The sequence below is a fragment of the Pedobacter sp. Bi27 genome, assembly GCF_918698255.1.
GTDB lineage: Bacteria > Bacteroidota > Bacteroidia > Sphingobacteriales > Sphingobacteriaceae > Pedobacter.
Genome location: NZ_CAKKMW010000004.1, coordinates 395,999 through 422,362 on the forward strand (window position 1 = coordinate 395,999; position 26,364 = coordinate 422,362).

At 36.5% G+C, this 26,364-nt stretch carries 20 protein-coding genes and 1 riboswitch; of the genes, 11 read left to right on the forward strand and 9 right to left on the reverse strand.

All coding sequences use genetic code 11. From position 1 onward, the window contains the following. Nucleotides 1-5: 5 nt before the first annotated feature. The 3 genes from LQ227_RS15550 to LQ227_RS15560 form a co-directional block, all read right to left on the reverse strand. A complete protein-coding gene (locus LQ227_RS15550) occupies nt 6-947 on the reverse strand; it encodes an ABC transporter substrate-binding protein (protein ID WP_230149933.1) in 942 nt (313 codons plus the stop codon). Nucleotides 948-1,073: 126 nt separating this feature from the next. Beyond that, entirely contained in the window at nt 1,074-1,661 is a 588-nt protein-coding gene (locus tag LQ227_RS15555; protein ID WP_230149935.1) for a DUF6580 family putative transport protein, read from the reverse strand. A gap of 39 nt (nt 1,662-1,700) precedes the next feature. Next, nucleotides 1,701-3,569 (reverse strand): TonB-dependent siderophore receptor, encoded by a 1,869-nt coding sequence (locus tag LQ227_RS15560; RefSeq protein WP_230149937.1) that lies wholly within the window; start codon nt 3,567-3,569, stop codon nt 1,701-1,703. Nucleotides 3,570-3,665: 96 nt separating this feature from the next. After that, a riboswitch (cobalamin riboswitch) is annotated at nt 3,666-3,861 on the reverse strand. 84 nt (nt 3,862-3,945) lie between these two features. Between LQ227_RS15560 and LQ227_RS15565 the strand changes: the two genes are divergently transcribed. After that, a complete protein-coding gene (locus LQ227_RS15565) occupies nt 3,946-5,193 on the forward strand; it encodes a serine hydrolase (protein WP_230141239.1) in 1,248 nt (415 codons plus the stop codon). 106 nt (nt 5,194-5,299) lie between these two features. Further along, on the forward strand, nt 5,300-6,703 hold the full coding sequence (locus LQ227_RS15570; RefSeq protein ID WP_230141241.1) for a sigma-54 dependent transcriptional regulator: 1,404 nt from the start codon (nt 5,300-5,302) through the stop codon (nt 6,701-6,703). A gap of 162 nt (nt 6,704-6,865) precedes the next feature. On the opposite strand, the gene LQ227_RS15575 is transcribed toward LQ227_RS15570, so the two are convergent. The 5 genes from LQ227_RS15575 to gatB all read right to left on the reverse strand — a co-directional run bounded on the left by LQ227_RS15575 (nt 6,866) and on the right by gatB (nt 13,045). After that, complete coding sequence (locus LQ227_RS15575) at nt 6,866-8,656, reverse strand: chloride channel protein (RefSeq protein WP_230141243.1); 1,791 nt, start codon at nt 8,654-8,656, stop codon at nt 6,866-6,868. A gap of 74 nt (nt 8,657-8,730) precedes the next feature. Continuing rightward, complete coding sequence (locus LQ227_RS15580) at nt 8,731-9,453, reverse strand: RluA family pseudouridine synthase (protein ID WP_230141245.1); 723 nt, start codon at nt 9,451-9,453, stop codon at nt 8,731-8,733. A gap of 229 nt (nt 9,454-9,682) precedes the next feature. Continuing rightward, nucleotides 9,683-10,372 (reverse strand): response regulator transcription factor, encoded by a 690-nt coding sequence (locus tag LQ227_RS15585; RefSeq protein ID WP_029274338.1) that lies wholly within the window; start codon nt 10,370-10,372, stop codon nt 9,683-9,685. Between the two features lie 103 nt (nt 10,373-10,475). After that, nucleotides 10,476-11,588 (reverse strand): TlpA disulfide reductase family protein, encoded by a 1,113-nt coding sequence (locus LQ227_RS15590; protein ID WP_230141247.1) that lies wholly within the window; start codon nt 11,586-11,588, stop codon nt 10,476-10,478. After that, nucleotides 11,588-13,045: an Asp-tRNA(Asn)/Glu-tRNA(Gln) amidotransferase subunit GatB gene (gatB, locus tag LQ227_RS15595; RefSeq protein WP_230141249.1), complete on the reverse strand. Its 1,458-nt coding sequence runs from the start codon at nt 13,043-13,045 to the stop codon at nt 11,588-11,590. Before gatB ends, LQ227_RS15590 begins: the two co-directional genes overlap by 1 nt. A 141-nt stretch (nt 13,046-13,186) precedes the next feature. Between gatB and LQ227_RS15600 the strand changes: the two genes are divergently transcribed. From LQ227_RS15600 to LQ227_RS15610, 3 genes are all read left to right on the forward strand, one after another. Further along, nucleotides 13,187-13,789, forward strand: coding sequence for a hypothetical protein (locus tag LQ227_RS15600; protein WP_230141250.1), 603 nt, complete (start codon nt 13,187-13,189; stop codon nt 13,787-13,789). Nucleotides 13,790-13,899: 110 nt separating this feature from the next. Then, complete coding sequence (locus tag LQ227_RS15605; RefSeq protein WP_230141253.1) at nt 13,900-14,406, forward strand: hypothetical protein; 507 nt, start codon at nt 13,900-13,902, stop codon at nt 14,404-14,406. Between the two features lie 125 nt (nt 14,407-14,531). After that, entirely contained in the window at nt 14,532-15,035 is a 504-nt protein-coding gene (locus tag LQ227_RS15610; RefSeq protein ID WP_230141255.1) for a hypothetical protein, read from the forward strand. Nucleotides 15,036-15,119: 84 nt separating this feature from the next. On the opposite strand, the gene alaS is transcribed toward LQ227_RS15610, so the two are convergent. Then, entirely contained in the window at nt 15,120-17,738 is a 2,619-nt protein-coding gene (alaS, locus tag LQ227_RS15615) for an alanine--tRNA ligase (RefSeq protein ID WP_230141257.1), read from the reverse strand. A 116-nt stretch (nt 17,739-17,854) separates the two neighbouring features. Here alaS and LQ227_RS15620 point away from each other — a divergent pair, with 116 nt between their 5' ends. The 6 genes from LQ227_RS15620 to LQ227_RS15645 all read left to right on the forward strand — a co-directional run bounded on the left by LQ227_RS15620 (nt 17,855) and on the right by LQ227_RS15645 (nt 26,356). Then, the gene (locus tag LQ227_RS15620) at nt 17,855-18,190 is read left to right on the forward strand and encodes a MerR family transcriptional regulator (protein ID WP_029274329.1); all 336 of its coding nucleotides are present in this window, start codon (nt 17,855-17,857) and stop codon (nt 18,188-18,190) included. Nucleotides 18,191-18,519: 329 nt separating this feature from the next. Continuing rightward, nucleotides 18,520-20,550, forward strand: a complete 2,031-nt coding sequence (locus LQ227_RS15625; RefSeq protein ID WP_230141259.1) for a helix-hairpin-helix domain-containing protein — start codon at nt 18,520-18,522, stop codon at nt 20,548-20,550. A 3-nt stretch (nt 20,551-20,553) separates the two neighbouring features. After that, entirely contained in the window at nt 20,554-22,641 is a 2,088-nt protein-coding gene (locus LQ227_RS15630; protein WP_230141260.1) for a ComEC/Rec2 family competence protein, read from the forward strand. Nucleotide 22,642: 1 nt separating this feature from the next. After that, the gene (locus tag LQ227_RS15635) at nt 22,643-23,419 is read left to right on the forward strand and encodes an enoyl-CoA hydratase/isomerase family protein (protein WP_230141262.1); all 777 of its coding nucleotides are present in this window, start codon (nt 22,643-22,645) and stop codon (nt 23,417-23,419) included. 22 nt (nt 23,420-23,441) lie between these two features. Next, nucleotides 23,442-24,089: a DUF4412 domain-containing protein gene (locus LQ227_RS15640; RefSeq protein WP_215128762.1), complete on the forward strand. Its 648-nt coding sequence runs from the start codon at nt 23,442-23,444 to the stop codon at nt 24,087-24,089. 98 nt (nt 24,090-24,187) lie between these two features. Then, nucleotides 24,188-26,356 carry a S9 family peptidase gene (locus LQ227_RS15645; protein ID WP_230141263.1) on the forward strand — a complete coding sequence of 723 codons (2,169 nt, stop codon included), beginning with the start codon at nt 24,188-24,190 and terminating at the stop codon, nt 26,354-26,356. Nucleotides 26,357-26,364: the final 8 nt, after the last annotated feature.

Sequence of the window (26,364 nt, forward strand, 5' to 3'; positions counted from 1 at the left end):
TGTGATTACACAGATTTAAATGATTTCACCGATTGACTGTGGTTGATGAATTTTTTGGCTATGTTTTCGTCTGCCTTAAATATTTCCGGATGGAACATACAGGCTAAAGCTTCTATACCTTCAACCAGCGTACCTACGCTCGGTTGGGTGAACATATCAAAATCGGCAATATAAACCTGATTATTTTGTACTGCCTCAAGATTGATCCAGCCTGATTTTGACGTTAACAGCTCCATTTCTTCCATGCTTCGTTTCATATCAAAACCACACGGTGCAATAACCAAAACCTCTGGGTTATATTTCAGGATTTTATCCCACTGTGTTACAATAGAGTCGCCACCAGGATTAGACAACATATCAACGCCACCGGCTGCTGCAATCTGAAAAGGAATCCAATGTCCGCAATTGTATATCGGTTCGATCCATTCCATTAGCATAATCCTTTTTAACGGTGCACGGTTTGCCCTAAGCTGATCTAAAATATGATCCGTTTTCTTTTGCAGCCCTGCCAGATAGTTTAACGCTACCTCTTCCTTTCCCAAAGCCCTGGCAATAGTAATGGCGCAATCGAAAACATCCTGTAAGTTATTTGGCGATAAAGGTACCAGCGTTGGCTGTTTGCTAAGCTTCATTACTGCTGTTTCGGTACAAACAGTATCGATGTTGCACACCTCGCATATATCTTGTGTGAAAACCACATCGGGTGCGATGCTTTCCAACAGTGCATCATCTACCCAATACAAACTTTTGCCTTGCGCTTTTGATGCCGAAAAGATCCGGTCTATTTCGATACTCGAATAGTTTTTGCCTTCTAATATGCAACGTACAACTTTTGGTTGATCTGCGGCCTCTTTAGGGCATTCGAATGTTACGCCATGCAGGTATTCTTGCAGGCCCATATCGTAAATCATTTTAGTGGCAGCAGGTAAAAAGGAAACAACTTTCATTAGGATGTAAAAGGTAAAATGGAATTGATGTTCTAAGTTAAAAAAAAATCCTCTTTTGAATCGAATCAAAAGAGGATTTCTATCTTGTTTTTACTTGAGTGGTGTTATACCAAACAATGGATCTTTCTACAACTCTTGTGTTTGCAGTTTTAATACCGGATATTTTGCTTTTAAGATTTCAAAAGCGCCAAAAAGCAAAGCACCATAGATTATTGTTCCTTCTAAGAATCTGATCTCGAATGGAATGGCTTTTATTAAGCAATCTATAAAACCATTTAAGTTTTGCGTATACAATGGGTTTTTATACCATGAACCGATATCACTTACAATCCAATGGATGAATACAATTACGATTGTAGATAGGAATAAGCTGGCAATATTTACCTTCTTTAATAAGAAACGACCTGCTAAAACCATTAATGCAATTGCAAGGTATGTCCAAAGTTCTTGAACTAAAAACATATCTACATACTGTTTATAGATGGTTGTATAAAGTACTAAATCGCTTAAAAACAAACTCAATAGCGGAAAAGCGAATGCTTTAAGGTGATCTTTAAAATATGTTCCTCCAAATAAAGCTACTGCTCCTATTGATGAAAAATTAGCAAACTTTAATTCATCTGAGTTGAATGTTACCAGCAAACGTAAAGCCGTTATTGCCAATATCATTAACAGCAAAATTAAAGTGCGTGGATTAAATTTTAAATGAGACATGCTATTTCTGGTTAATATTTAAACAAAGTTAAATTTTTATTAGCGGATATTAAAACTTACACCTGTATTAAAGTTGAAGCCCAAACTATTGTAACCAATAATTTCGCTGTATCTTTCGTTCAGGATGTTTTTTGCATCAAAAAATATCTTTACGCGTTTTTTTGCCAATGCATATTCGGCATAAGCATTTAACAATTTATAAGCAGGTAGATTGTCGACTGTATACGTGTTAAAATTACCATCGGTACGTTTACCGAAATAACGGTAATTTGCACTTACATATAAATTGCTCGTAGCCTGTGCACCTGCAGTAATGCCAAATGTATGTTTTGGTCTGCGGAAAAGATAGTTGGCAACGGCATTATCAACAAAGTTGAACTCATTGCCTTCAACATAAGCGTAATAGCCATTAATGTTAAACGCACTGAATTTAACTGCTGGTTCAATTTCGAAACCTTTGGTTTTCTGACTTACCTGGTTAATATATCCGTTAGGGTAAGCATAAATAATGGCGTCAGTTAAATCGCGTTTGTAACCTGCTAAACGTAAGCTAAATTTGTCGCCAGCAAAGCTAAAATTAACACCAGCTTCGTAATTCTTCGATTTTTCCGGCTTTAAATCCAAATTAGCACCAAACTGACCAAAAAGCATGTTTAAGGTAGGAACTTTAAATGCTGTTGAAACAGTTCCAAATAATTTTATCTCTTTAATGACATTGATGCTTGGGGTAATTGAGTAGGTATAGTTTTCGCCATATTGTTCATGTTTATTGTAACGTCCGCCTACTTCAAGGTTAAACACACTTAAATCGTGTAAGAATAATGATCCGTAAGCGGCAAAAATGTTGGTTTCCGGTTTATTTGTTGCTGATGATAATTTCATCACACGGTTATCGATACCCACCAATAAATCGAGTTTGTTACCCAATTTTTGGTTGTAGAATAAATCCAATAGTGATACCCTTCCTTCGTTAATGCTTGGGTACTGGCTATGCGCATCGTTTCTGGTACTTTCGAAACTATAGTTTAACGTTACTTTACCGGTTGCAAATTCGTATTTGGCATTGGTACCTGCAGCAAAGTTTTTTAGGATAGAATAATTGTTTGCATCGGTAAAAGCGCCACCATCAAACTTGTAATTACCATAATAGTACCGTACAAATGGATTTACAGAGAAATGATTATCCAGTTTGATTCCGAAATTCGCATTTAAGGCATCAGTTTTAAAGCCGTCTTTATCAAATATGGCTGTACTTCCCACTGGTGTTGCCGCTTCTGAAATTCCATCGGTTTTGGTGTGGGTATAGTTAATATTATAAGAAAAACCTTCAACACCACCGTTTAAACCAATGGTTCCTTTGTAAGTTTCGTAACTGCCTGCACTGGCCACACCATAAATGGTATTGCCTTTTGGGCCACCTTTTTTAGTGATGATATTGATTACTCCTGCAACGGCATCAGAACCATAAATGGTAGACTGACCGCCTCTTAAAATTTCGATATGATCGATCTGATCGATAGAAATCAACCTTAAATCGAATGCACCTCCGTTTCCTGATGGATCGTTTTGCACAATACCATCAATTAAAACCACGGCATAAGCACTTCCTGCACCTCTAAAAAATACCGATTTGTTTAATCCCGGATTGCTGCTTGAACCTGCTACAATAATCCCTGCCTGCTCGCTAATAAGTTCTGGCAATGATTTCCCGTTACTGCGCTCCAATACTTCACGACTGATGATCGTAACCACTTTACCTGTCTGTGATTGTTTCTGGTCATTTTTTGTTGCAGAAATTACAACATCTTTGAGCTGCAAACTGTCTTGAGTTTGAGCATTAGCCACCTGGCTAATCATTAACTGCGCTAGCCCTAAACCGGCTACAGTTAGCATTCTTTTTTTGTTCATTTGATTGTGGTTTTGCCCACAGCCAACAGATAGAAAAGGAAATGAAAATACGAAAAACGTTAAGTATCTCAATCCTAGCTTCAATCCCCGAAAGCTATGAAATTAAACGCTAAAGGCAGGTCTTCTGACTTACTCCCGGGTTTCAGGCCTTCCCATCCCGACAAGTCGGAACAGTGGCAGATTGATTGGAAATCCGTTATAGAGCTTACAGCTGCGGGACAGTTACAGATTTACACTGTATTCCCTTTTAATTCCGGGTGTAAAGCCGGAAACCAAAAGCGCTGCAAAAGTAACAAAATTAAACAACATGTAAAATGCATGATGGAAAATGGTGGTTTTAATAGAAAAAGCTAAATTAGGAATCAAATTTTTATCCATGAAAAGAATATTAATTATTACATTTTCATTAATAAGCCTATCTGTTATGGCGCAAAAAACCGATACTGTTTTTTTGAAGAAACTGATGGAATCTAGGCCTGAGCTTTTTTCTGCTGTACTTCATCATCCTGATCAAAATCAGATCCAGATTCTCTATACCCAGGTTAACCGTGATGCGAAGAATAAACCCACTTTTAAAACCTCTAGCTACAATTTAGACCCCCACCATTATTTTTATCCTGCCAGTACAGTTAAACTAGCCGCTGTAATTTTTGCCCTGGAAAAAGTAAACCGCTTAAAAAACACAGGCTTAACGGCTAAGAGCACCATGATTACTGATAGTGCCTATAGAGGGCAAACAAAGGTTTTAACAGATACAAGTGCTAAAAATGGGCTTCCATCAATAGAACATTACGTTAAAAAGATTTTGCTTACCAGTGATAATGATGCTTTTAACCGTTTATTCGAGTTTATTGGTCGTGCCGAAATTAATGAAAAACTGAAAGCTAACGGCCTACACGATAGCCGCATTTTAAACCGCCTGGCTATTGGCGATGCAGGAGAATCGGCAAAACATACCAATCCCATCAAATTTTACAATGGCGAACAATTGGTGTATGATCAACCTGCACAGTATGATTCAAAAGAATATGAATTAAAATTAAGCAATTTGGTAATGGGTACTGGATACATGGATAGTACCGACAAGCTGGTAAAAAAACCTTTCAGTTTAGCGGGGAAAAACGCTTTTGCCATTAACGATCAACAGAAATTGATGCAGAAACTGATTTTTCCTGAGGCTTTTCCGGTTAAAGAACGGTTTAACCTTACTAAAGAGGATTATAAACTCATTTATACTTATATGAGTAAGTATCCATCCGAAAGCGATTTTCCTAAATACGATCCGAAAGAATTTTGGCCAACCTATGCCAAGATGTTGTATTATGGAAGAGAACAGGTAACACCAGATCCAAATATCCGCATCTTCAATAAATATGGCGATAGCTATGGCTACATCATTGATAACGCTTATTTCGTCGATTTTAAAAATGGAATTGAATATTTCCTAACCGCGGTTGTTCATAGTAATGAGGATGGCATATTTAACGATAATAAATACGAGTATGATGCAGTTTGTTTCCCTTTCATGAAAAATCTGGGCAGAACCATTTACGAATTGGAACTAAAAAGAGCTAAAAAACATAAGCCCGATTTAAGTAAGTTTAAAATGGATTACACTTATTAAAACCTTTCTCATCTTTTAAGGTTTATTGCGTATTAATTGTATAAAAAACTATACATTAATTAAAAAATAATATATTCGCATTTCAAAATTAAAGGATACATCTCTAATGGCTAAACTATTAATAATTGATGATGAGCGTGCGATAAGGAGTACCTTACGCGAAATTCTGGAGTACGAAAATTACGATGTTGAAGATATCGATAACGGTATTGATGGCCTCGAAATGATCAAAAAAGGAAATTTCGACCTGGTACTTTGCGATATCAAGATGAATAAGATGGATGGTATGGAAGTGCTGGAACAGGCACAGATCATTAAACCCGATTTACCATTCATTATGATATCTGGTCATGGAACAGTTGAAACTGCCATTGAAGCCAGTAAAAAAGGAGCTTTTGATTTTATTTCGAAACCACCTGACTTAAACAGGTTATTAATTACGGTCCGCAATGGTTTAGACCGTGGAACTTTAGTTACCGAAACCAAGGTTTTAAAACGTAAAGCAAGTAAAACCCGAGAGATTTTAGGCGAATCGGAAAGTATTTCTAAAATTAAGGAAACCATAGAACGTGTGGCTCCTACTGAAGCCCGTGTATTAATTACGGGTGCAAATGGTAGTGGTAAAGAATTGGTAGCGCGTTGGTTACATGAAAAATCGAACCGTGCCGACAGCCCTCTAATTGAGGTCAATTGTGCTGCTATCCCATCAGAACTGATTGAAAGTGAGTTGTTTGGCCACGAGAAAGGTTCATTTACCTCTGCTGTTAAACAACGTATTGGTAAATTTGAACTGGCTAATGGTGGTACGCTATTTTTGGATGAGATTGGCGATATGAGCCTTTCTGCCCAGGCAAAAGTTTTACGTGCCTTACAAGAGCATAAAATTTCGCGTGTAGGTGGCGAAAAGGAAATTGAAGTAAATGTTCGTGTTTTAGCGGCAACCAATAAAGATTTAATGAAAGAAATCGAAGATGGTAACTTCCGTATGGATTTATACCACCGGTTAAATGTAATCAATATCCATGTTCCGCATTTAACGGAGCGTACAGATGATATTCCGGTTATTGCGCAAAACTTTTTGGAAAATATTTGCAGCGATTATGGAATGCCTGTGAAGAAAATAAATGAAGCAGGTATGGCTGCTTTAAAGGCTTTACCGTGGACAGGTAACGTACGTGAATTACATAACATGATTGAGCGATTGATTATTTTGAGTGATAAGGTAATTACAGAAAATGATGTACGTGCATTCGCTAATCCAGGCGGCGGTACAAACATTGGTGCCGCAACCAGTGCACAGATTGCCGGTGCTGGCGGTTCGAGTCTGGCTTTTTCTTTCGATTCGTTCAATAACTTTCAGGATTATAAAGATCACGCAGAGCGCGAATTTATCAAATTCAAATTGGAGAAAAACAACTGGAATGTCTCAAAAACGGCCGATGAGATCGATATCCAAAGAAGTCATTTGTATAGTAAAATTGAGAAATTCGGCTTAAAAAGAGCTGAGTAACCCCCAGCCCCTAAAGGGAGATCGACTATACTTTTTGTTATAATTTAAAGTTGAAATGAGCAGATTATCTTAATCATTTCAACTTTTTTTATTAAAGATAATTATGTTGAACTAAATGATGTACGGATGGGAGTTTGAAGTCCCCTCAAGGGGATTTAGGAGTTAGCCCATGTAATCATTCTGCCTCATCAGCAACGCCCGGTATTTATTAAAAATAGCGGTTTTAGAAACGAAACCCAAATATTGGTTCTGCGCAGTTAATACGGGTAAAATCCATACATTATCTTGCTCCATCTTCTCTAATACCATTTTCAGATCATCATTTTCAGTGATGGCGTTCGGTGCAGGTTGTACCAAATAAGAAGCTAGCAAATTTTCCTTATCAGGGTGACTAATCATTTCGTTAAATAGCTCTTCTATATAAATGATGCCCTTAAAATCGCCCAGTTCGTCTGTTACAGCGCAAATGTTTTTATGGGATTGCATAATCTCGTTCATCTTGACTGAAATCAGATCATTCATATATAATTGAGGATAAGTTTTCTCGATCAAGTACTTTAGTTTCATCTGGTTTAAAACCGTTGTATCCTTATCCTCATGAGATAATAACTCACCCTTATCGGCAAGTGCTTTAGTATAAATAGAATGTTTTTGCGAGCTGCGGTTAATGGCATAAGAAATGGCAGTGGTAATCATTAACGGTACCATTAAGATATATCCACCAGTGATTTCGGCAATCAGGAAGATCCCAGTTAAGGGAGCGTGCATAATAGAGCCTAAAGCAGCCGCCATACCGGCCACAATAAAATTAGATACGTTTAATTGCGCCAAACCAGATAGATTTACTACATAGGCAAAGATAAACCCGATTAAACCGCCCATAATTAAACTGGGTGCAAACGTACCACCATTTCCACCAGCGCCCAAGGTAACCAAAGTCGCTATCGATTTCATGAAAATAGTTACTACTGTAAACAACACCACTAAAGCCGGAATGGTATTGTAATCGGCGAAAATACTATTATTGATTACTGTTTGGTAATCGCCTTTTAGTAAGCCCTTTATTGTGATATAACCTTCGCCGTAAAGCGTTGGGAATAGAAATACCAAAGCCCCAAGCATTAAACCACCTACAATAACTTTGGTATAAGGATGTTTTATTTTATAGAATAAGCCTTTTACAGCGTAATTGGCTTTTGTAAAATAAATGGAGAATAAGCCGATGAAACAAGCCAGTACCACATAATAAAACAATGCGTTCACCTTCCATCCTTCTGTAACCAAAAAGAAAAGTTGCTGTGTGTAGAATAATCTTGCTACTACTGCTGCTGTTGCAGCCGATAATAAAAGCGGGATAAACGCAGGAATGGTAAACTCTGGTAATAAAATTTCGATGGCGAAGACAATCCCAGCTACTGGGCTATTAAATGCTCCTGCAATACCTGCTGCTGCGCCACAGGCCACTAACATGGTAATTTCGCGATAAGATAAACCAAGTAAACGGCCAAGATTTGAGCCTATTGCAGACCCACTTGTAACAATTGGTGCTTCCAAACCTGTTGAACCACCAAAACCTACCGTAACGGCTGCGGTAATAATCTGCGAATAAATATTGTGTGCTTCTACCTTGCTCGATTTTTTCGAAATGGCATAAAGCAATGGGGTTAAACCCGTCTCGAATTTAGTTTTACGGATAAAATACTTGATGTATAGAACTGTTAAGAAAATACCGATCATCGGAAAAACAAAATACAGATAGTATTTATATTTCCAGTGCCAATCTGATTGAAGAAATTCTTCGATATGATGTGTTAGACTCTTTAGAACCGCGGCGGCTAATCCTGCTAAAACCCCAACAATTACAGCGAGGATAATTAAGAAATTACGGTTTGATATTTTAGATTTTCGGTACCGATTAACTTGATCAAGGTAATTTACAAATCTGATATACATCCTATTGTTTTTTAATAGAGGGCGAATGCCCAAAAGTAACAAAAACAACTGAGAAGCCAATTTAAAGACTTCCTTTATGCATCAAATTTATCCAATAACTTAATTAAGGTTGCGAAATCTTTTGGGTATGGTGCATCGATCACAATATCTTTGTCGTCTAATCCTTTAAAAACCAGATGCTTGGCGTGTAATGCGAAACGTTTCATAATGGGTTGCTCCTCTTCGCCTTTGGTTAATTTATAACCTCTCTTAATTGACGAAAGAAAAACAGGCTTCCCTTTGTACATATCATCGCCAACAATGGCGGCCCTTTGTGTTGCTAAATGAATACGGATCTGGTGCATACGGCCAGTTATTGGCTTGCACTCAACCAATGTATAATGTTTGTAGTATTTTAACGAATCGAAAATGGTTTCTGCTCTTTTGCCTTCTGCCCTATCAATGGTTACATTTTTATTGCCATCATTCAAGATCGGAAGATCAACGGTTAACTGGTCGAAAATGACATGCCCATCTACTACAGCATGATAGGTTTTATTCACCTTTCTTCTTTCAAACTGCATAGAAGCATGACGGTAACCTTCAGGATTTTTTGCGATAATTAAAGCGCCGGAAGTTTCTTTATCCAAACGGTGACAAACCTGTGCATCATCGCTATACTGTTTGGCCAGGCGTAACACATTGGTTTCTCCAGATCCACCACGTTCATCGAGCGAGGCTAAAAATGGAGGTTTATTGATAACAATAAAATCGTTGTCTTCGAAAAGAATAAGGTCTTTAAAATTTGGAAACTTCAAACTGTGCTGTAATTAATGAAGCGCAAAAATACGATTTTATTTTTATTGCTTGAGGAATTAACCACAGATAAAAAGGATGAACACAGATAAAGCGATAAAGAAAACGATAATTATTTACAAGGACGTCATCCTGAACTTGTTTCAGGATCTATTAACCATGCATAAAAAAACACAGATTAATCATCAGAAAAAATCTGTGCTAATCTGTGTCTATCTATGGTAAAGCTATTTAAGAAAGCTCAAACTTATAACCTACTCCTTTTACGGTTGATACATAAGTTTCGCCTAATTTTTCTCTTAGTTTGCGGATGTGAACATCAATAGTTCTATTGGTTACTACTACCGAATCCTCCCAGATATTTTTAAGGATCGATTCGCGGGTATAAACTTTTCCTGGTTTTGATGCCAACAAGTATAAAAGCTCAAATTCTTTTTTCGCCAATACCACTTTGTTACCGCCTTGAAAAACCAAATAAGCTTCACGATCGATTACTAAATCGCCAATTTCCAATTTGTTCTCAGATACTTCTTCTGTTCCTGTATTTCGTCTTAAAATCGCATTAATGCGGCTAACTAAAGCACGTGGTTTAATCGGTTTTGCAATATAATCATCAGCACCCACATTAAAACCTGCTATTTCTGAATACTCTTCACTTCTGGCGGTTAAAAAAACCATAAATGTATTCTTGAATTCGGGTATTGCACGCATTAAACGGCAAGCCTCAATTCCATCCATTTTAGGCATCATAATATCCAGAATAATCAAATCCGGATGTACCTTTTTCGCAACAGTAATTCCTTCTTGGCCATTGGTAGCTGTGAAAACCTGATAACCCTCTTTCTTAAGGTTATATTCAATAAGTTCCAGAATATCTGGTTCATCATCAACAATTAATATTTTCTGACCTGCGTTGTTCATAGTTAAATATTTGTTACGAAAGTAGTGTCTATGATGCAATATTTAGTTAAGCCTAAGTTAAGAAATTGTTAATTACTTAAATTAGTTTAACATGGATTTTGTTTTAAAGTAACGTTTTAGCTAAAAACGTCTCTAATTCGTCGCCACGCAGGTTTTTAGCGATTATTTTTCCAGAAGGATCAACTAAGTAAGAAGTTGGTATAGCCTGTACCTGGTATTTTTTTACCGTTGCACCATTAAAATCCTTTAATTCGGAAACGTGTGTCCAGGTTAATCCATCTGCTTTCACTGCACCTAACCATGCTGCCTTGTCGGTATCCAGCGAAATACCTATGATATCGAAGTTCTTATTTTTATATTTATTATAAACCTTAACCACGTTCGGATTTTCCTGGCGGCAAGGCTGGCACCATGATGCCCAAAAATCAATCAGTACGTATTTTCCTTTATAGTCTGATAAACTTACAGGTTTATCGTCAGCTGTATTAATGGTGAATGCCGGAGCAACCTGCCCTACCTGAACCGCTTTTAAAAGTGCCATCTGTTTGACAAAAGTATCAACTGTGGCATTGCCTTTAATTTCTTCTTTCACCTCATCCGCAAATTGTACCAGTTCTGCTTCAAATTCCTGCGGACTCAAAGTATTCATGGCATAAAAACTGGCAAGCGTACCTTTATTATCTTTAGCAAATTTTATAATCTGCGTGTTTAATTGATTGATATACGATTCGTACTGAGGTTTCATTGCTTCTAGCACAGCTGCCCTGTTTTGAGGTTGTGTTGCTACTTTTGCCTCGAAATCGGCCTGTAGTTTTTCTACCTGTTTGGCAAAATTGTTTCTAATCGTATTTAGTTCTGATAATTTTTCTACCTCATTTGCCCCTGAAATTTTATATGCCATTGTTTTATCAGCCAAATCAGCTTCTAATTTAATGTCATCGCCATTTTTTGCAATTAACATAAACTCATGGTTACCTACAGATACCCTAAAGAAATCAACCGATGGGGTTTTGCGGATGAATTTAAATTCACCTTTTTCTGATAGATTGGTAGAATCGATTGCAACCATATTGCTATTTTGCATCCCGTATAAAAATACTTTCTTCTCCGTGCCTGGGTTTTGGAAAGTTCCGTCAATCGTAAAGCTATCTTTTGGTTTACATGCAGTGAAGGCAATCGCGATCAGCATAATCAGGCTCAATTGTTTTAATTTCATTATTTCAGTTTTTCAAGTATTAATTCATTTAATTTTTTAGCATCGGCTTTTCCTTTGGCTAATTTCATTACATCACCAACAAACAAACCTAAAACGCCCTTTTTGCCTTTCTTGTACGCTTCTACCTGTTGCGGATATTTATTTAACACTTCATCAATAAAACTACTTAATTCGTCTCCGTTTTCAGAGATCAGTAAGTTTAATGACTGTGCCAAATCATTAACTTTTGCATTTTCTTCCAGCTCAACAGCTGGTAATAATTGTTGAATGGCAATTTGCTGTGTGATTTTTTTATCATCAACCAGATTGATAGCTTCTGCCAGTTGTTCCGGATTGACTTTAAAATCAGAGATCGTAATTCCTTTTTCATTTAAAACAGCTCTAATAGGGCCAATTAACCAATTAATTAAGCTTTTTTTATTGTGAACGGATGATTGTGCCTTGTTAAAGTAGTTCAACAGGTCTAAATCTTCGGCAAAAAGAGCTGCATCAGCTTTACTGATCCCAAAGTCAGTAACCATCTGCTGAGAAATTTCATTTGGTAAAGCCGGCATTAAAGATTTAATCTCTGCTAACCAATCATCAGAAATATAAATGGGTTGCAGATCAGGATCTGAAAAATAACGATAATCATTTGCCTCCTCTTTAGTGCGCATCGGTGATGTAGTGCCTTTATCAGCATCAAAATTCAATGTGCTCTGAATAATTCTTCCTCCATTGCTAATCACTTCTACCTGACGGCCAAATTCGAAATCCATTGCTCTACGTACGTTACGCATCGAGTTTAGGTTTTTTACTTCGCAACGTGTTCCAAATTCGGTAGTGCCCTGTGGACGTATAGAAATATTGGCATCGCAACGCAAACTACCTTCTTCCATATTGCCATCGCTTACATTTAAATGCCTCACCAGTTTCCTGATTTCGCTTAATAAAACAGATGCTTCTTCCGAACTGCGGATATCGGGTTCAGTTACAATCTCGATTAAAGGTACACCCGCACGGTTCAAATCAACCAGCGAATAGTTATCATCCTGATCATGGATACTTTTTCCGGCATCTTCTTCCAGGTGAATGCGATTGATTCCGATTTTCTTCGTAGGGCCATCAGCCAGTTGCAATTCCAGAAAACCATTTACACAGATGGGTTGATTATCCTGCGTAATCTGATAACCTTTTGGCAAGTCGGCATAGAAATAATTTTTCCTATCAAAATGGTTGGTCTGGTTAATGGTACAGTTTAAAGCCAGACCGATACGGATGGCTTTTGCTACTACCTCTTTATTTAACTTCGGTAGGGCTCCAGGCAATGCCAGCGAAACCGTAGATATATTTTGATTGGGTAAAGCCCCGAAAGATGCACTGTCAGCAGAAAATATTTTAGTGTTGGTGTTTAACTGAACGTGGATTTCTAGTCCTGAAACGAGTTCGTAATTGTTTTCGGATGTTCCTAAACTCATATTAAAATGATCCCTTTAAATGTATTATGGAGGCAAATATAGTTAAAGAATGTTAAATGAAATTGCTTTAATTAAACTACCGTGCTCAGCTATTGTCTATCTCAGCAAACACATAAAAGAAACCTTTAATTTAAAAACATTATGAAAAAGTTAGTTTTATTTGCTGCAGTTCTGATGGTTTCATTATTCAGCATAAACAATGCAAAAGCGCAGGTTAGCTTAAATATCAATATCGGCTCTCAACCAGTTTGGGGCCCGACAGGATACAATCATGTAGATTATTATTATTTTCCTGATATAGATGCCTATTATAATGTACCGTCTGCACAATACATTTACTCAAATGGCGGACGTTGGGTTTGGGTAAGCAGTTTGCCTGCCCGATACAGGAACTTTGATTTATACCGCGCCTATAAAGTCGTAATCAATGAGCCAAAACCGTATTTAAGAAACAGTATCTATGTAACCAAATACAGTAAATATAAAAATTATGGTGGTCGCCAAGGTATTATAAGAGATAGTCGTGAAACCAAATATTATATAGTAAAAGGACATCCAAACTATAATGGGAACAAAACTGTAGTGATTAATAATAACCGCCCTGTACGTAGGGAGAAAACTGTTGTAAGGGTAAATCAAAATTCAAGGTCTGCACGCAACAATGAACACAAAACCAATAACAGAGGAGGGAATGACCGTCCTGAAAGAAATAACAGTCAAGGCCATGGTAATGAGCGCCATTAATATTAATATTTAGTTGTAAATAAAGGAGCTTCGAAAGAGGCTCCTTTATTTGTTTACCTACTTTTGGCACGTGGTTTGGCTATAAATAGAAAACACTAAATGAATTGATTATGAAAAGATTATTTTTAGTTGCTGTAGCGATAATGGTTTCATTGTTCAGCATCCCCGCGAAAGCACAGTTAAATGTGAATGTTAACATTGGTTCGCAACCACTTTGGGGACCAACAGGCTATGACCATGTAGATTATTACTATCTCCCTGACGTAGAAAGTTATTATTATGTTCCACAAAAACAGTTTGTTTACTTAAATGGAAACGATTGGGTTTTTGCAAATTCTTTACCTGCAAGATATGGTAATTACAATTTATACAACGGTTATAAAGTTGTGATCAATTCGCCCAAGCCCTATTTGAATTTCAGGAATGATAAGGTAAAGTATGCAAAATATAAAGGTAATAAAGGCCAGCTGGTAATAAGAGATAGCCGCGATAGCAAATATTATGTTGTAAAGGGACATCCTCATGGTATGCCTCCAGGACAGGCTAAAAAGATTTATGGAAAACAGAATAATGGAAATAAGGGAAAGGGCCATGGAAATGGTAAAGGAAAACACTAATCTATAACCTCTACTGCTTTATTAAGGAGTTTCGAAAGAGACTCCTTTTTTTATATATCTGTTACAATAGAAGTTTTGGCACAGCGTTTGAATTATTGAAATACACACAAATAAAATGGATTATTATGAAAAAGTTATTTATCATCTCCGCGATTTTAGGTATCGTGGCTTTAACATCTAATCAATCTAACGCTCAGGTAAGTATTAATGTAAATATTGGCGCTCAACCTACCTGGGTTCCTGCTGGTTATCAAAGCGTTGATTATTACTACCTTCCTGAAGTTCAATCTTACTATTACGTTCCGCAAAGACAATTTGTTTATTTAAGCGGGAACAGATGGACCAGATCTAGGTATTTGCCTGCAAGATATAGGGGTTATAATTTGCACCATGGCAGAAAAGTGGTGGTTTATGGCAATACTCCATTTCGTAGTTACAACACGCACAGGGTAAGATATTCAAATCATGATAATTATTACCGTTCATCTTACGGTGGTGGAAACAGGGTACGTTATAGTTCGCCAAGAAATAATTACAGATCTTATCGTGGAGATAACAGATATCATGATAGAAATGTAAATTCAAGCTTATTCTCTAGAGGACACAGAGAAAAACATGGAAGACATTAAAATAAAAAAGAGGCTTTAGGGCCTCTTTTTTATTTTACATAGCGTCACCCTGAATTTATTTCAGGGTCTATTTTATTATTTCAATCAATGATGAGGAATAAAACTTTCTGCTTTTTCCAAAACAACTTTTAATCCCGATGGGTTTTTACCACCTGCGGTAGCATAAAACGGTTGTCCACCACCGCCACCTTGGATTTCTTTACCCAGCTCACGAACAATATTAGAAGCATTTAATCCTTTTTTCACCAGGTGATCAGAAAGCATTACGGTTATTCCCGGTTTGCCATCAATTTCCGTAGTAAAAACTAGAAACAGGTTATCAACCATATCTTTCAAAGAGAAAGCCAGGTTTTTAACTGCGTCAGCACTCTGCAGATCAATGTGTTTAGCAATCAGGTTAATACCGTTAATTCCTCTTACATGATGAACAATTTCATGTTTTAGGGTATTTACACGTTCTATTGTCGACTTTTCAATTTCCTTTTTCAGTTTTGCATTTTCATCCAATAAGGCTTGAACGGATGCCGATAGATCTTTACTTCCGTTCAATAATGCTTTTAAATGACCAAGTTCTTTTCTTTGGTCCAAGAAATATTGTTCAGCTTTATCAGCAGTGATAGCCTCGATACGGCGAACCCCAGCTGCTACAGCACTTTCAGAAACAATTTTGAATGAACCGATCTGCCCTGTTGCTTTTACGTGTGTACCACCGCAAAGTTCTTTAGAGAAATGGTCGTCAAAAGTAATCATGCGAACAAAATCGCCGTATTTTTCGCCAAATAAAGCCGTTACACCACTTTCAATGGCATCTTGATAGGGAACGTTGCGTTGCTCCTTTAACTTAATGTTCTGGCGGATTTTCTGATTCACAATTACCTCAATCTGTGCTAATTCCTCGTCAGTAACCTTAGCGAAGTGAGAAAAATCGAAACGTAAGTAGTCTGCATTCACCAACGAACCTTTCTGGTTAACATGTTTACCTAAAACTTGTTTTAAGGCCGCATGCAGTAAGTGTGTGGCAGAGTGATTATCTTCAGTTAAAACACGTTTATCTTCATCTACAACAGCCCAAAATTTACCTTCTAAATTATCTGGCAAAATATCGGTAAAATGAACGGTTAAGCCATTTTCTTTTTTAGTATCGGTAATGTCTACCCAAAACTGGCGACTGTGGTCTTCTAAACGGCCGGTATCTCCTACCTGACCACCACTTTCGGCGTAGAAAGGTGTTTGGCGAAGCACAATTTGATATTGCTCTTTACCCTTAGCCTTTACTTTACGGTATTTTAAAATTTCTGTTTCGATTTCTAAATCATCATAGCCTACAAATTCGCTTTGTTCTTCAGTGTTTACGACAATCCAATCGCCTGTATCAATGGCTGTTGCGGCACGACTATCGTCTTTTTGCTTTTTCAAAGCCTGTTCGTATCCAACTAGATCAACGCTCCAACCCTTTTCTCGGGCCATTAATTCCGTTAAATCGATCGGAAAACCAAATGTATCTGATAATTCGAAAGCGAAATTACCCTCTACTACATCATTTGATGCCTGATATTTTTCGAAACGTTGAATTCCTGTTGATAAAGTTCTCAAGAAAGAAACTTCTTCTTCCAGCACTACTTTCTGAACGAAATCCTGTTGCGAAATCAGTTCATCAAATACACCTTTAAATTGCTCAGCCAATAAAGGAACCAATTGATTTAGGAAAGGCTCTTTAAAGTTTAAGAAAGTATAAGCATAACGTACTGCACGGCGTAAAATCCTGCGGATTACATAACCTGCTTTATTATTAGAAGGTAACTGGCCATCGGCAATAACAAAGGAAATGGCACGGATGTGATCGGCCATAACACGCATGGCGATATCGGTTTTCTCGTCAGCACCATATTTAATACCAGATTTTTCTGCAATAAACTGAATCATCGGCTGGAAAACATCGGTATCGTAGTTAGAGGTTTTTTCCTGTAAAACACGTACCAAACGCTCAAAGCCCATTCCTGTATCAACGTGTTTAGCTGGCAAACTTTGCAATGAACCATTTTTTAAACGGTTAAACTGCATAAATACATTATTCCAGATCTCGATAACCTGGGGATGATCCGCATTTACTAAAGTAGCACCATCAACTAAAGCTTTTTCTTCATCAGTACGGCAATCTACATGGATTTCAGAACATGGCCCGCATGGCCCAGTATCGCCCATTTCCCAGAAGTTGTCTTTTTTATTTCCAGGTAAAATGTGGCTTTCATCAACATATTGTTTCCAAAGATCGTAAGCTTCCTGATCTTTTTCCAGACCTTCTTTTTTATCGCCTTCAAAGTAGGTGACATATAATTTTTCTTTCGGGATTTTGTAAACTTCTGTCAATAGTTCCCAACTCCAGGCAATGGCTTCTTTTTTGAAATAATCGCCAAAACTCCAGTTACCCAACATTTCGAACATGGTGTGGTGGTAAGTATCAATACCTACTTCTTCAAGATCGTTATGTTTGCCCGAAACACGTAAACAACGTTGTGTGTCAGCAACACGAGAATATTTTATGGCTGCCTCTCCTAAAAACAGATCCTTAAACTGGTTCATACCCGCATTTGTAAACATTAAAGTGGGGTCGTTTTTAACCACAATCGGTGCGGAAGGAACAACATGATGTTGTTTCGATTCAAAAAAACTAAGGAATGCCTGTCTAATCTCTTTTGCTGTCATTTCAATATTATTGGAGGGAACAAAATTAAAATTTTATTGCGTTATTAAGGAAAAATCGAGCTACATTTGAATACTTTAATTAATCGATATAAGACACTCATAATCAAGCACAAAATATGCCGTATAAAGAAAGAGACATTAATAAAATGTATTATACCATGGGCGAAGTGACTGAAATGTTTAATGTTAACGCATCACAGATCCGTTTTTACGAGAAGGAATTCGATATCCTACAGCCCAAGAAAAATAAAAAAGGCAACCGTCTTTTTACTCCAGAAGACATCGAAAACCTAAAGATCATCTTCAATCTTGTTGATGAGAAAGGATTTACATTAAAAGGTGCCAAAGACTATTTAAAGAATAACAAAACAGGTGTTAGAGAGAATCAAAAGATTATCGATTCGTTAGAAAAACTGAAAGGCTTTTTGGTAAATCTGGCAGAAGAACTGTAGAAACTTTTTTCCCTTTATAATTGTCGACTTTCTTTGTATTACTCTTCTGTAATTTGAAAAATACATTTTTTGTAGTTTTTTTTTAATTATTTTCCTATATTAGCAAAACCAAAACATCAATCACCCCTATTTTTTTTAACTGGTATAACCCCTGCTTATGAAAATATGGTATGTATTGTTGCTTGTCTTTTTCCCCTATTTTTTATTTTCCCAAAACCATCTGGGTAGTCATTTATCTGCAAAAGTTAATCATTTCTTTCTGCGAGAAATTCCTTTTGGAATTACATTGCTATTTAACCTTTATGATATATTTCTAAATGGAGGTGGCTATGCGGTTTAAGTACTTAGTCGTTGCATTTGTAATGATTGGATTCACGGCGAATGCTCAAATCAATGCTGGGGAAACAGATACACGAGATATTTTGGAGAGTATGGCCGAAAACCTCCCCGATGATTACGATATGACCGAGCTGATTGATGTATTGGAAAAATATCGTAAACATCCAATTAATCTGAACCGTACTTCAGTTGAAGAATTAAAGACCTTGGTTTTCCTATCTCCCTTGCAGATCGCTAATTTCTTTACACATCTAAAGGAAAATGGTCAGCTTACAGATGTGCTGGAATTACAAAGTATTAACGGTTTTGATATTAAAACCGTGCATAACCTCCTCCCATTTGTAACATTGACCAATATCGCTGAATACCAGCAGCTCAATTTTAAAAGCATTATACGTACTGGTGAAAATGATTTGATGATGCGCTTTGCACAGACCTTACAAGAACAAAGAGGTTATACAGATTTACCCGGGAACCGATATTTAGGTTCTGCGGAAAGATTTCAAATGCGCTACAGATATCATTATAGTTCAATTCTATCAGCAGCCATTACCTTAGACAAAGATGCTGGTGAAAAATTTATAGGTAAACCTTTCGATTTTTATTCTGGCAATATCGCTCTATTTAAATTGGGTAAGCTAAAAAAACTGGTGGTTGGCGATTATACATTGCAATTTGGGCAGGGCTTAACATTATGGTCGGGTTTTTCTTTTGGCAAAGGCCCTGATGTAACCAGTGTAGCTAAAAAAGATTTAGGTTTAAGACCTTATAACTCTACGAATGAGTATTCTTTTTTCAGAGGAGGCGCTGCAACGATTAACTTATTTAAAAATGTAGACATTACTGCTTTTGTTTCGTTCCGAAATCTAGATGCTAGCCAAAAACTAGATTCAGCAGAAAATTTAGTTCAGTCCACCATTAATCAAACTGGTTTACATAGAACCCCTACTGAGATTAAGAATAAAGGCGTTTTAGCGCAAAGCGTATTTGGTACCACAGTTCAATATACCAAAAACGAATTTGCTGTTGGTGCAATTGCTTATCATACTCATTATAAGAACCGTTTTGTTACGCAAACAGCAGCTTACGATCGATATAGTTTCACAGGTACAGTATTAACCAATCTGGGGTTATTTTACAATTATACTTATAAAAATATGTACCTCTATGGCGAGGCAGCCAAAGGCTTAGGTGGTGGTATTGCCTATATTAACGGTATCCTCATTAGTTTGTCTCCAACCGTTTCTGCAGCCTTAACTTATCGCGATTATGCTAAAGATTATCATAGTTTCTTTAATCAGGCAGTATCCGAATCAAGCGAAGCGGTAAATGAAAAAGGATTGTATGCAGGCTTAAATATTAATCCCAATAAACATTGGGCCTTTTCTTTCTATGGCGATTATTTTCGGTTCCCGTGGTTAAAATACCGTGTTGATGAACCATCAAAAGGTTATGAGATTTTAACCCAGGCCGTTTATACACCTAGCAAAACCTTTAAAGTTTTAGTCCGATTTAAAACAGAATATAAACAACAAAATACGGATTTGGATGTGCCTGTTAACTTTTTAGACCATGTAAAAAGAGAAGGTTATCGGGCAGAGGCAAGCTGGCAATTGAATAATAATTGGCGCTTCCAAAACAGGCTAGAGATTTCTCAATATAAAAAAGGTAGTGCCAATAGAGAATTTGGTTATCTCGTTTATCAGGATGTAGACTATTCCCCAATGTTCGCTAAGCTGACAGGAAATGTAAGATTTGCCTATTTCAATACCCCAAGTTATAACAGCAGAATTTATGCCTATGAAGATGATGTTTTGTACAGTTTTGCTTTTGGAATGTATAATGGAAGAGGTTTTAGGACTTATTTTAACCTGAAATACAGTATAGTCAAGAAGCTAAATGTTTGGGTTCGATATGGGTTGTTTGTTTATAAGGACGTAGAAACAGTAGGTACTTACCTGGATGAAATTAAAGGCAATAAAAAATCGGAAGTTAAAGTTCAGGTACGCTATCAATTTTAAACAATGTTTAAGTCCGAATATGTTTTTGTCAGGATCCTGTTTCCTTTTCTTTTAGGTATCTGTATTTTTTATTTTTTTCCAAAAAGCATAGGAGTTCAATGGTGGGCCTCAGTCCTGCTTGTTGTTTTACTGTGCATTTTATTGTTGAATATTACTTATAAAAGATTAAATGTGTACCGTTACAAGGGTACTGTTGGTATTTTAATTTTTATACTTTTCTTCAGCCTTGGCGGTTTACTTTGCCTGAACCATAACGAAAGTTTAAACCAAAATTACTTTGCAAAAACGCAGTGCAGCTATTTAAAAGTTTGGGTAAACAATGAACCTCAGCAAAGTAGCAACATCGTACGTTTTAAAGCAAAGGTAGTATCGGGATATCAAAAAGACAAACAGATCAGATTGTCGGGGCAGATGCTTCTTGCCATAAAATTAGATAGTTTAAAACCTATTAAATTAAAGTATGGTGACGAAATCATAATCCCAGCTACATATGCCGAAATAGAACCTTCATATAATCCTGCAGAATTTGATTTTAAAGCCTGGTTAGGCAGTCAGAATATTTATCATCAGGCTTTTATAGATCAGGATCATATCGCTAGCAACAAAAATAACATTGGTAATCCCATTATAAAGATGGCTTTAAACTTAAGAGAAAAGCAGGTAGCAAAATACCGAAGCCTGATTAAAAGTGATGAAGCTTTTGCAGTGGCCTCTACCCTTATTTTAGGTTACCGTGCTGATTTAAGCAAAGAAACTCTATCGGCCTATTCCAAAACCGGAACCATTCATGCTTTATCTGTATCAGGAGCACATGTAGCCATTATTTATGTCGTTTTAGATTTTTTGTTCCTCTTCTTGAACAAGAATCGGGCGCTAAGGATTCTGAAACTGTTGTTAATCTGTACTTTGATTTGGGGATATGCTTTGTTAACAGGATTATCACCTTCTGTGGTTCGCTCGGCTATAATGATCAGCATTTTAATTACGGCTAAAGTTTTATCGAAGCAAACCAACAGTTATAATATTTTGGCATTTTCGGCATTTTGTCAGCTTGTTTATAATCCGTTTTTAATTTTAGATGTTGGGTTTCAGCTTTCCTATCTGGCCGTATTTGGACTAATTTATCTTCAGCCTAAAATTTATAACCTTCTGTATACTGAACGTGTTTGGCTAGATAAGTTATGGAATTTCACAGCTATGTCTTTAGCCGCACAAGTGGTTACGTTTCCGTTAAGCATTTATTATTTTCATCAATTCCCACTTTACTTTCTTTTTGCGAATCTTTTTATCACAATCCCATTGGCGTTAATGATGTATTTAGGAATTGCAGTATTAATTCCGGCATTCGAGTTTTTAGCGGCGATTTTCGAATGGGTAATAAATTTTACAAATGCCGTATTAAATTGGATTGCCAATTTACCATATGCTAGCTTTTCATCAATATGGATTAATTTGCCTGAATTTGCATTGTTGAGCCTATCGCTCGGGTTATTTATTTATGCCTTGGCGAAATTAAACAAACAACTTTTGTTCTCTTCTTTAATACTATTTGTTTGCTATCAACTTTTGATTGTACACGATGATCTAAACGCCTTTCATCAAAGGAAAATTATTTTCTTTTCTCTGAGAAAAAACTATGCTACTGCTTTTATTAATGGAAAGGAAGCTGTTTTGGTTTCAGATTTAAGTGCTGAAGATAAAAATTATAATTTTTCTATTGTGCCGGCACTAACGCAATTGCAGGTAAACAAAATACGTTTTATTAGTTTTAACAAAGATACCGTTTTAGGGCAGTTCGTATTAAAGAACAATCAAATTGCCTTTTTTAATTATAAGATGCTGTTGATCGATGAAAACCTGAATGGTAAAAATATAAACGGAAATGCTGCTTTTTCAAGTATCTGGTTAAGTGGAAATACTAAATTTAATTTAGCCAAAATGAACCTTGATATAAAATATAAAACTGCAATAATCGATGCTACCAATAAAGATTATAAAATTCAGATCTTAAGGAAGTATATGGATAATAATGATATAGATGTACATGTTTTAAAGAAAAATAAAGCATATTTGGTGCAACTAACCCAATAACATGGAAAATCTGGTTTTATATCAGGTTGCTGAAAGAATAGCAACGATAACTATCAATAGACCCGAAAAAAGGAATGCGCTAAACCCTAAACTTATTGCTGAATTAACTTCTGCATTTATAAAAGCATCTGAAGATGACCTTGTAAAAGTGGTCATATTGAATGCAAATGGCGATACTTTTAGTGCTGGTGCCGATTTAGCCTATCTTCAGCAATTGCAGCACAATACATTTGAAGAAAATGTGGCTGATTCCAATCATTTAAAAAAACTCTTTACAACCATTTATTATTTACCAAAAGTCGTTATTGCACAGGTAGAAGGTCATGCCATTGCCGGCGGCTGTGGTTTGGCCACGATATGTGATATTGTTTTTGCTACCCCTGAAAGTAATTTTGGGTATACTGAAGTGAAAATTGGTTTTGTACCAGCTATTGTTTCTTGTTTTTTAAAACAAAAGGTAAGCGAATCCATCGTAAAAGAAATTTTACTGACTGGAAAAATCTTTTCTGCTGAGCAGGCATTGAAATATAATTTGATAAATTTTGTAACAAATTCATCCGATATTCATCAAATAGTAAGAGAATTTGCATTAAGTTTGTGCAGCGGGAGTTCTGGTAATTCGTTAATGGTTACTAAACAATTGATTACGCAAACAACCAATCCCCTATTGGAAAAATGCTTGGAAACTGCGGTACAGATAAATGCCCGTATAAGAGAGAGTGAAGATTTTAAAAAAGGAATCTCTTCATTTTTAAACAAAGAAAAAATAAATTGGTAAAAAACTAAACTGAAATAAAAACATGTTCAAATCAATCAAAACTAGTGTTATAGCTTTAATCTTAGTAAGTACTGCTATAATTGCTCATGCACAAAAGAAAATTGCTGAAGGTACTTTGGTATTTGCAGTAACTGCTAACGGTACAACAACCGATGTTAAAACTAAATTTAATGGGAACTTAACCAAAATAGAAATTGAAAATGGCCCTGCAATGGTTAACATCATTTCAAATACAGCAGATAAAACCGGATTATTATTAATTGATGTTCCTGTAGCTCAAAAACAGTTTGCAGTAAAGGTGAGCAAAGCAGAAACAGAGGCACAAGAAGCTTTATTGCCAAAATATTCTGATTATAAAGCAACTGGTGAAAAACAGACAATTGCTGGATTTAGTGCTGAAAAATATACCTACAAAGATGACAAAGGTGGAGCGCATGAATTATGGGCAACAAAAGATGTTGATATTGCTTCAATTACCAATGGTGGTTTCTTTAAAGGTTTAGGTGCACTTCCTGTAAAATACTCGGCAGTAATTAATGGCGTAAATTCAGATCTGGTTCTAAAATCTCTTTCTGAAGCTAAAGTAGGTGCGATTAGCACTGAGATTCCTACGGGTTACGATATAGTAACGATGGAAGAATTGAAAGCCATGCAAGGTGGTGGTGAATAATTAATCAATTCCAGATAATTTACAGCTTTTTAACTGCAGGCTTTTTATTTAAATTAGCCCGAAAGTTGAAAGGCTTTTTTTATGTCCAAAAACTATATATGATTAAAAAATTTTTATTAAGATTATCAATTGCTTGTATAGCATTATGCACGCTAATTGATGCCAAAGCTCAAAATATCAATTGGGCAAAAGACGGCAACTCCTATTATCAGAATATTAGTGGCGAAATCGTTTCAATAACACTTCCTAAAAATGATCGTAAAACCGTTATATCAAGGGGATTATTAACGCCAGCCGGAAAAAATGATGCTATTACAGTAAGAAGTTTCCAGTTATCAGATGATGGTTCGAAAGCACTAATCTACACCAATAGTAAAAAAGTTTGGCGTTACGATACACGTGGAGATTATTGGTTGGCCGATTTAACTTCCAATAAAATCACTCAAATTGGAAAAGATAGACCAGCTTCATCACTAATGTTTGCTAAGTTATCGCCCGATGGCAGTAAGGTTGCTTATGTAAGCAAACATAACCTATATGTAGAAAACATTGATGGAACTGGTGCAAAAGCCTTAACCACAGATGGTACTGACCGAATGATTAACGGTACTTTCGATTGGGTTTATGAGGAAGAATTTGATTGCCGCGATGGTTTTAGATGGAGTCCGGATGGCAAATCTATTGCTTATTGGCAGCTTGATGCAACGAAGATCAAAAATTTCTTAATGATCAATAATACAGATTCCATTTATCCGTATACCATTCCTGTAGAATATCCAAAGGTGGGTGAAAATCCGTCGGCCTGTAAAGTTGGTGTGGTTGATATTGCAACTGCCAAAACTAACTGGTTAAACGTTCCTGGAGACAATATTCAGCACTATATTCCACGCATGCAGTGGGTACCTAACAGTAATGACATTATTTTACAACAGCTTAACCGCGAGCAGAACGAAAGTATCGTATTCGTTTGTAATGCAGGTACAGGATCGGCAAAAGCAGTTTATACCGAAAAAGCTAAAGCCTGGATTGATGCACAGGATGAGTGGAAATGGCTAAATGATAATAAAGAGTTTACCATTGTATCTGAAAAGGATGGTTGGAACCACCTGTATAGAATCAGTTTGGATGGAAAAAAAGAAACATTGGTTACGAAAGGCAATTATGATGTGATTGATGTAAAATTGATCGATGTAAAAAATAACATGGTCTATTTTCTGGCATCACCAATAAATGCCACTCAGAAATATCTTTTTAAAACCAAATTGGATGGAAAAGGAAAATTAGAACAGGTTACACCTTCGGTTTTACCAGGAACACACAATTACGATATTTCTCCAAATGCTGCTTTTGCGCGCCATTCATATAACAGTTCGCTTGTTGAACCAATTACAGAGTGGATGAACTTTACTACAGGGAATCCATTTACAATGGATGGGAGCATTACTACACAATTAGCCAAACAGGCGGCGACTAAAAACAAAGTTGAGTTTTTTAAAGTAACTACTGAAGATGGTATTGAAATGGACGGTTGGATGAAAAAACCTGATAATTTTAATCCAGATAAGAAATACCCGGTAGTATTTTATGTTTATGGTGAGCCTGCTTCGGCTACAGCATTAGATACTTATGGTGCAGGGAGAAACCGTTTATATGCCGGTGATATGGCCAAAGATGGTTATATCTATATTTCAATGGATAATAGAGGTGCCCCTCTTCCAAAAGGCAGTACATGGCGCAAAAGTATTTATAAAAACATTGGTGTAATCAATATCCGCGACCAGGCGATGGCCGCTAAAAAATTATTGGCTACTAATGCTTTTATGGATAAAGACCGTGTTGCCGTTTGGGGCTGGAGCGGAGGTGGTTCTTCTACGTTAAACCTGATGTTCCAATATCCTGAAATTTATAAAACAGGTATTGCAATTGCAGCGGTTGGTAATCAATTAACCTACGATAATGTTTATCAGGAGCGTTATATGGGCACTCCTTTCCCAAGTAAAGAGGCCTATATTAAGGGTTCTCCAATTACTTATGCTAAAAACTTAAAAGGCAATTTATTGTATATCCACGGTACAGGCGACGATAATGTACATTATCAGAATGCCGAAATGCTGATTAATGAGTTAATTAAAAACGGAAAGGTTTTTCAATTGATGAGTTATCCAAACCGCACCCACAGTATCTCTGAGGGCGAAGGAACTGGCAAACATTTATCCTTAACTTACACTAAGTTTTTAAAAGAAAACTGCCCTCCGGGAGCAAGATAGAAAAATTA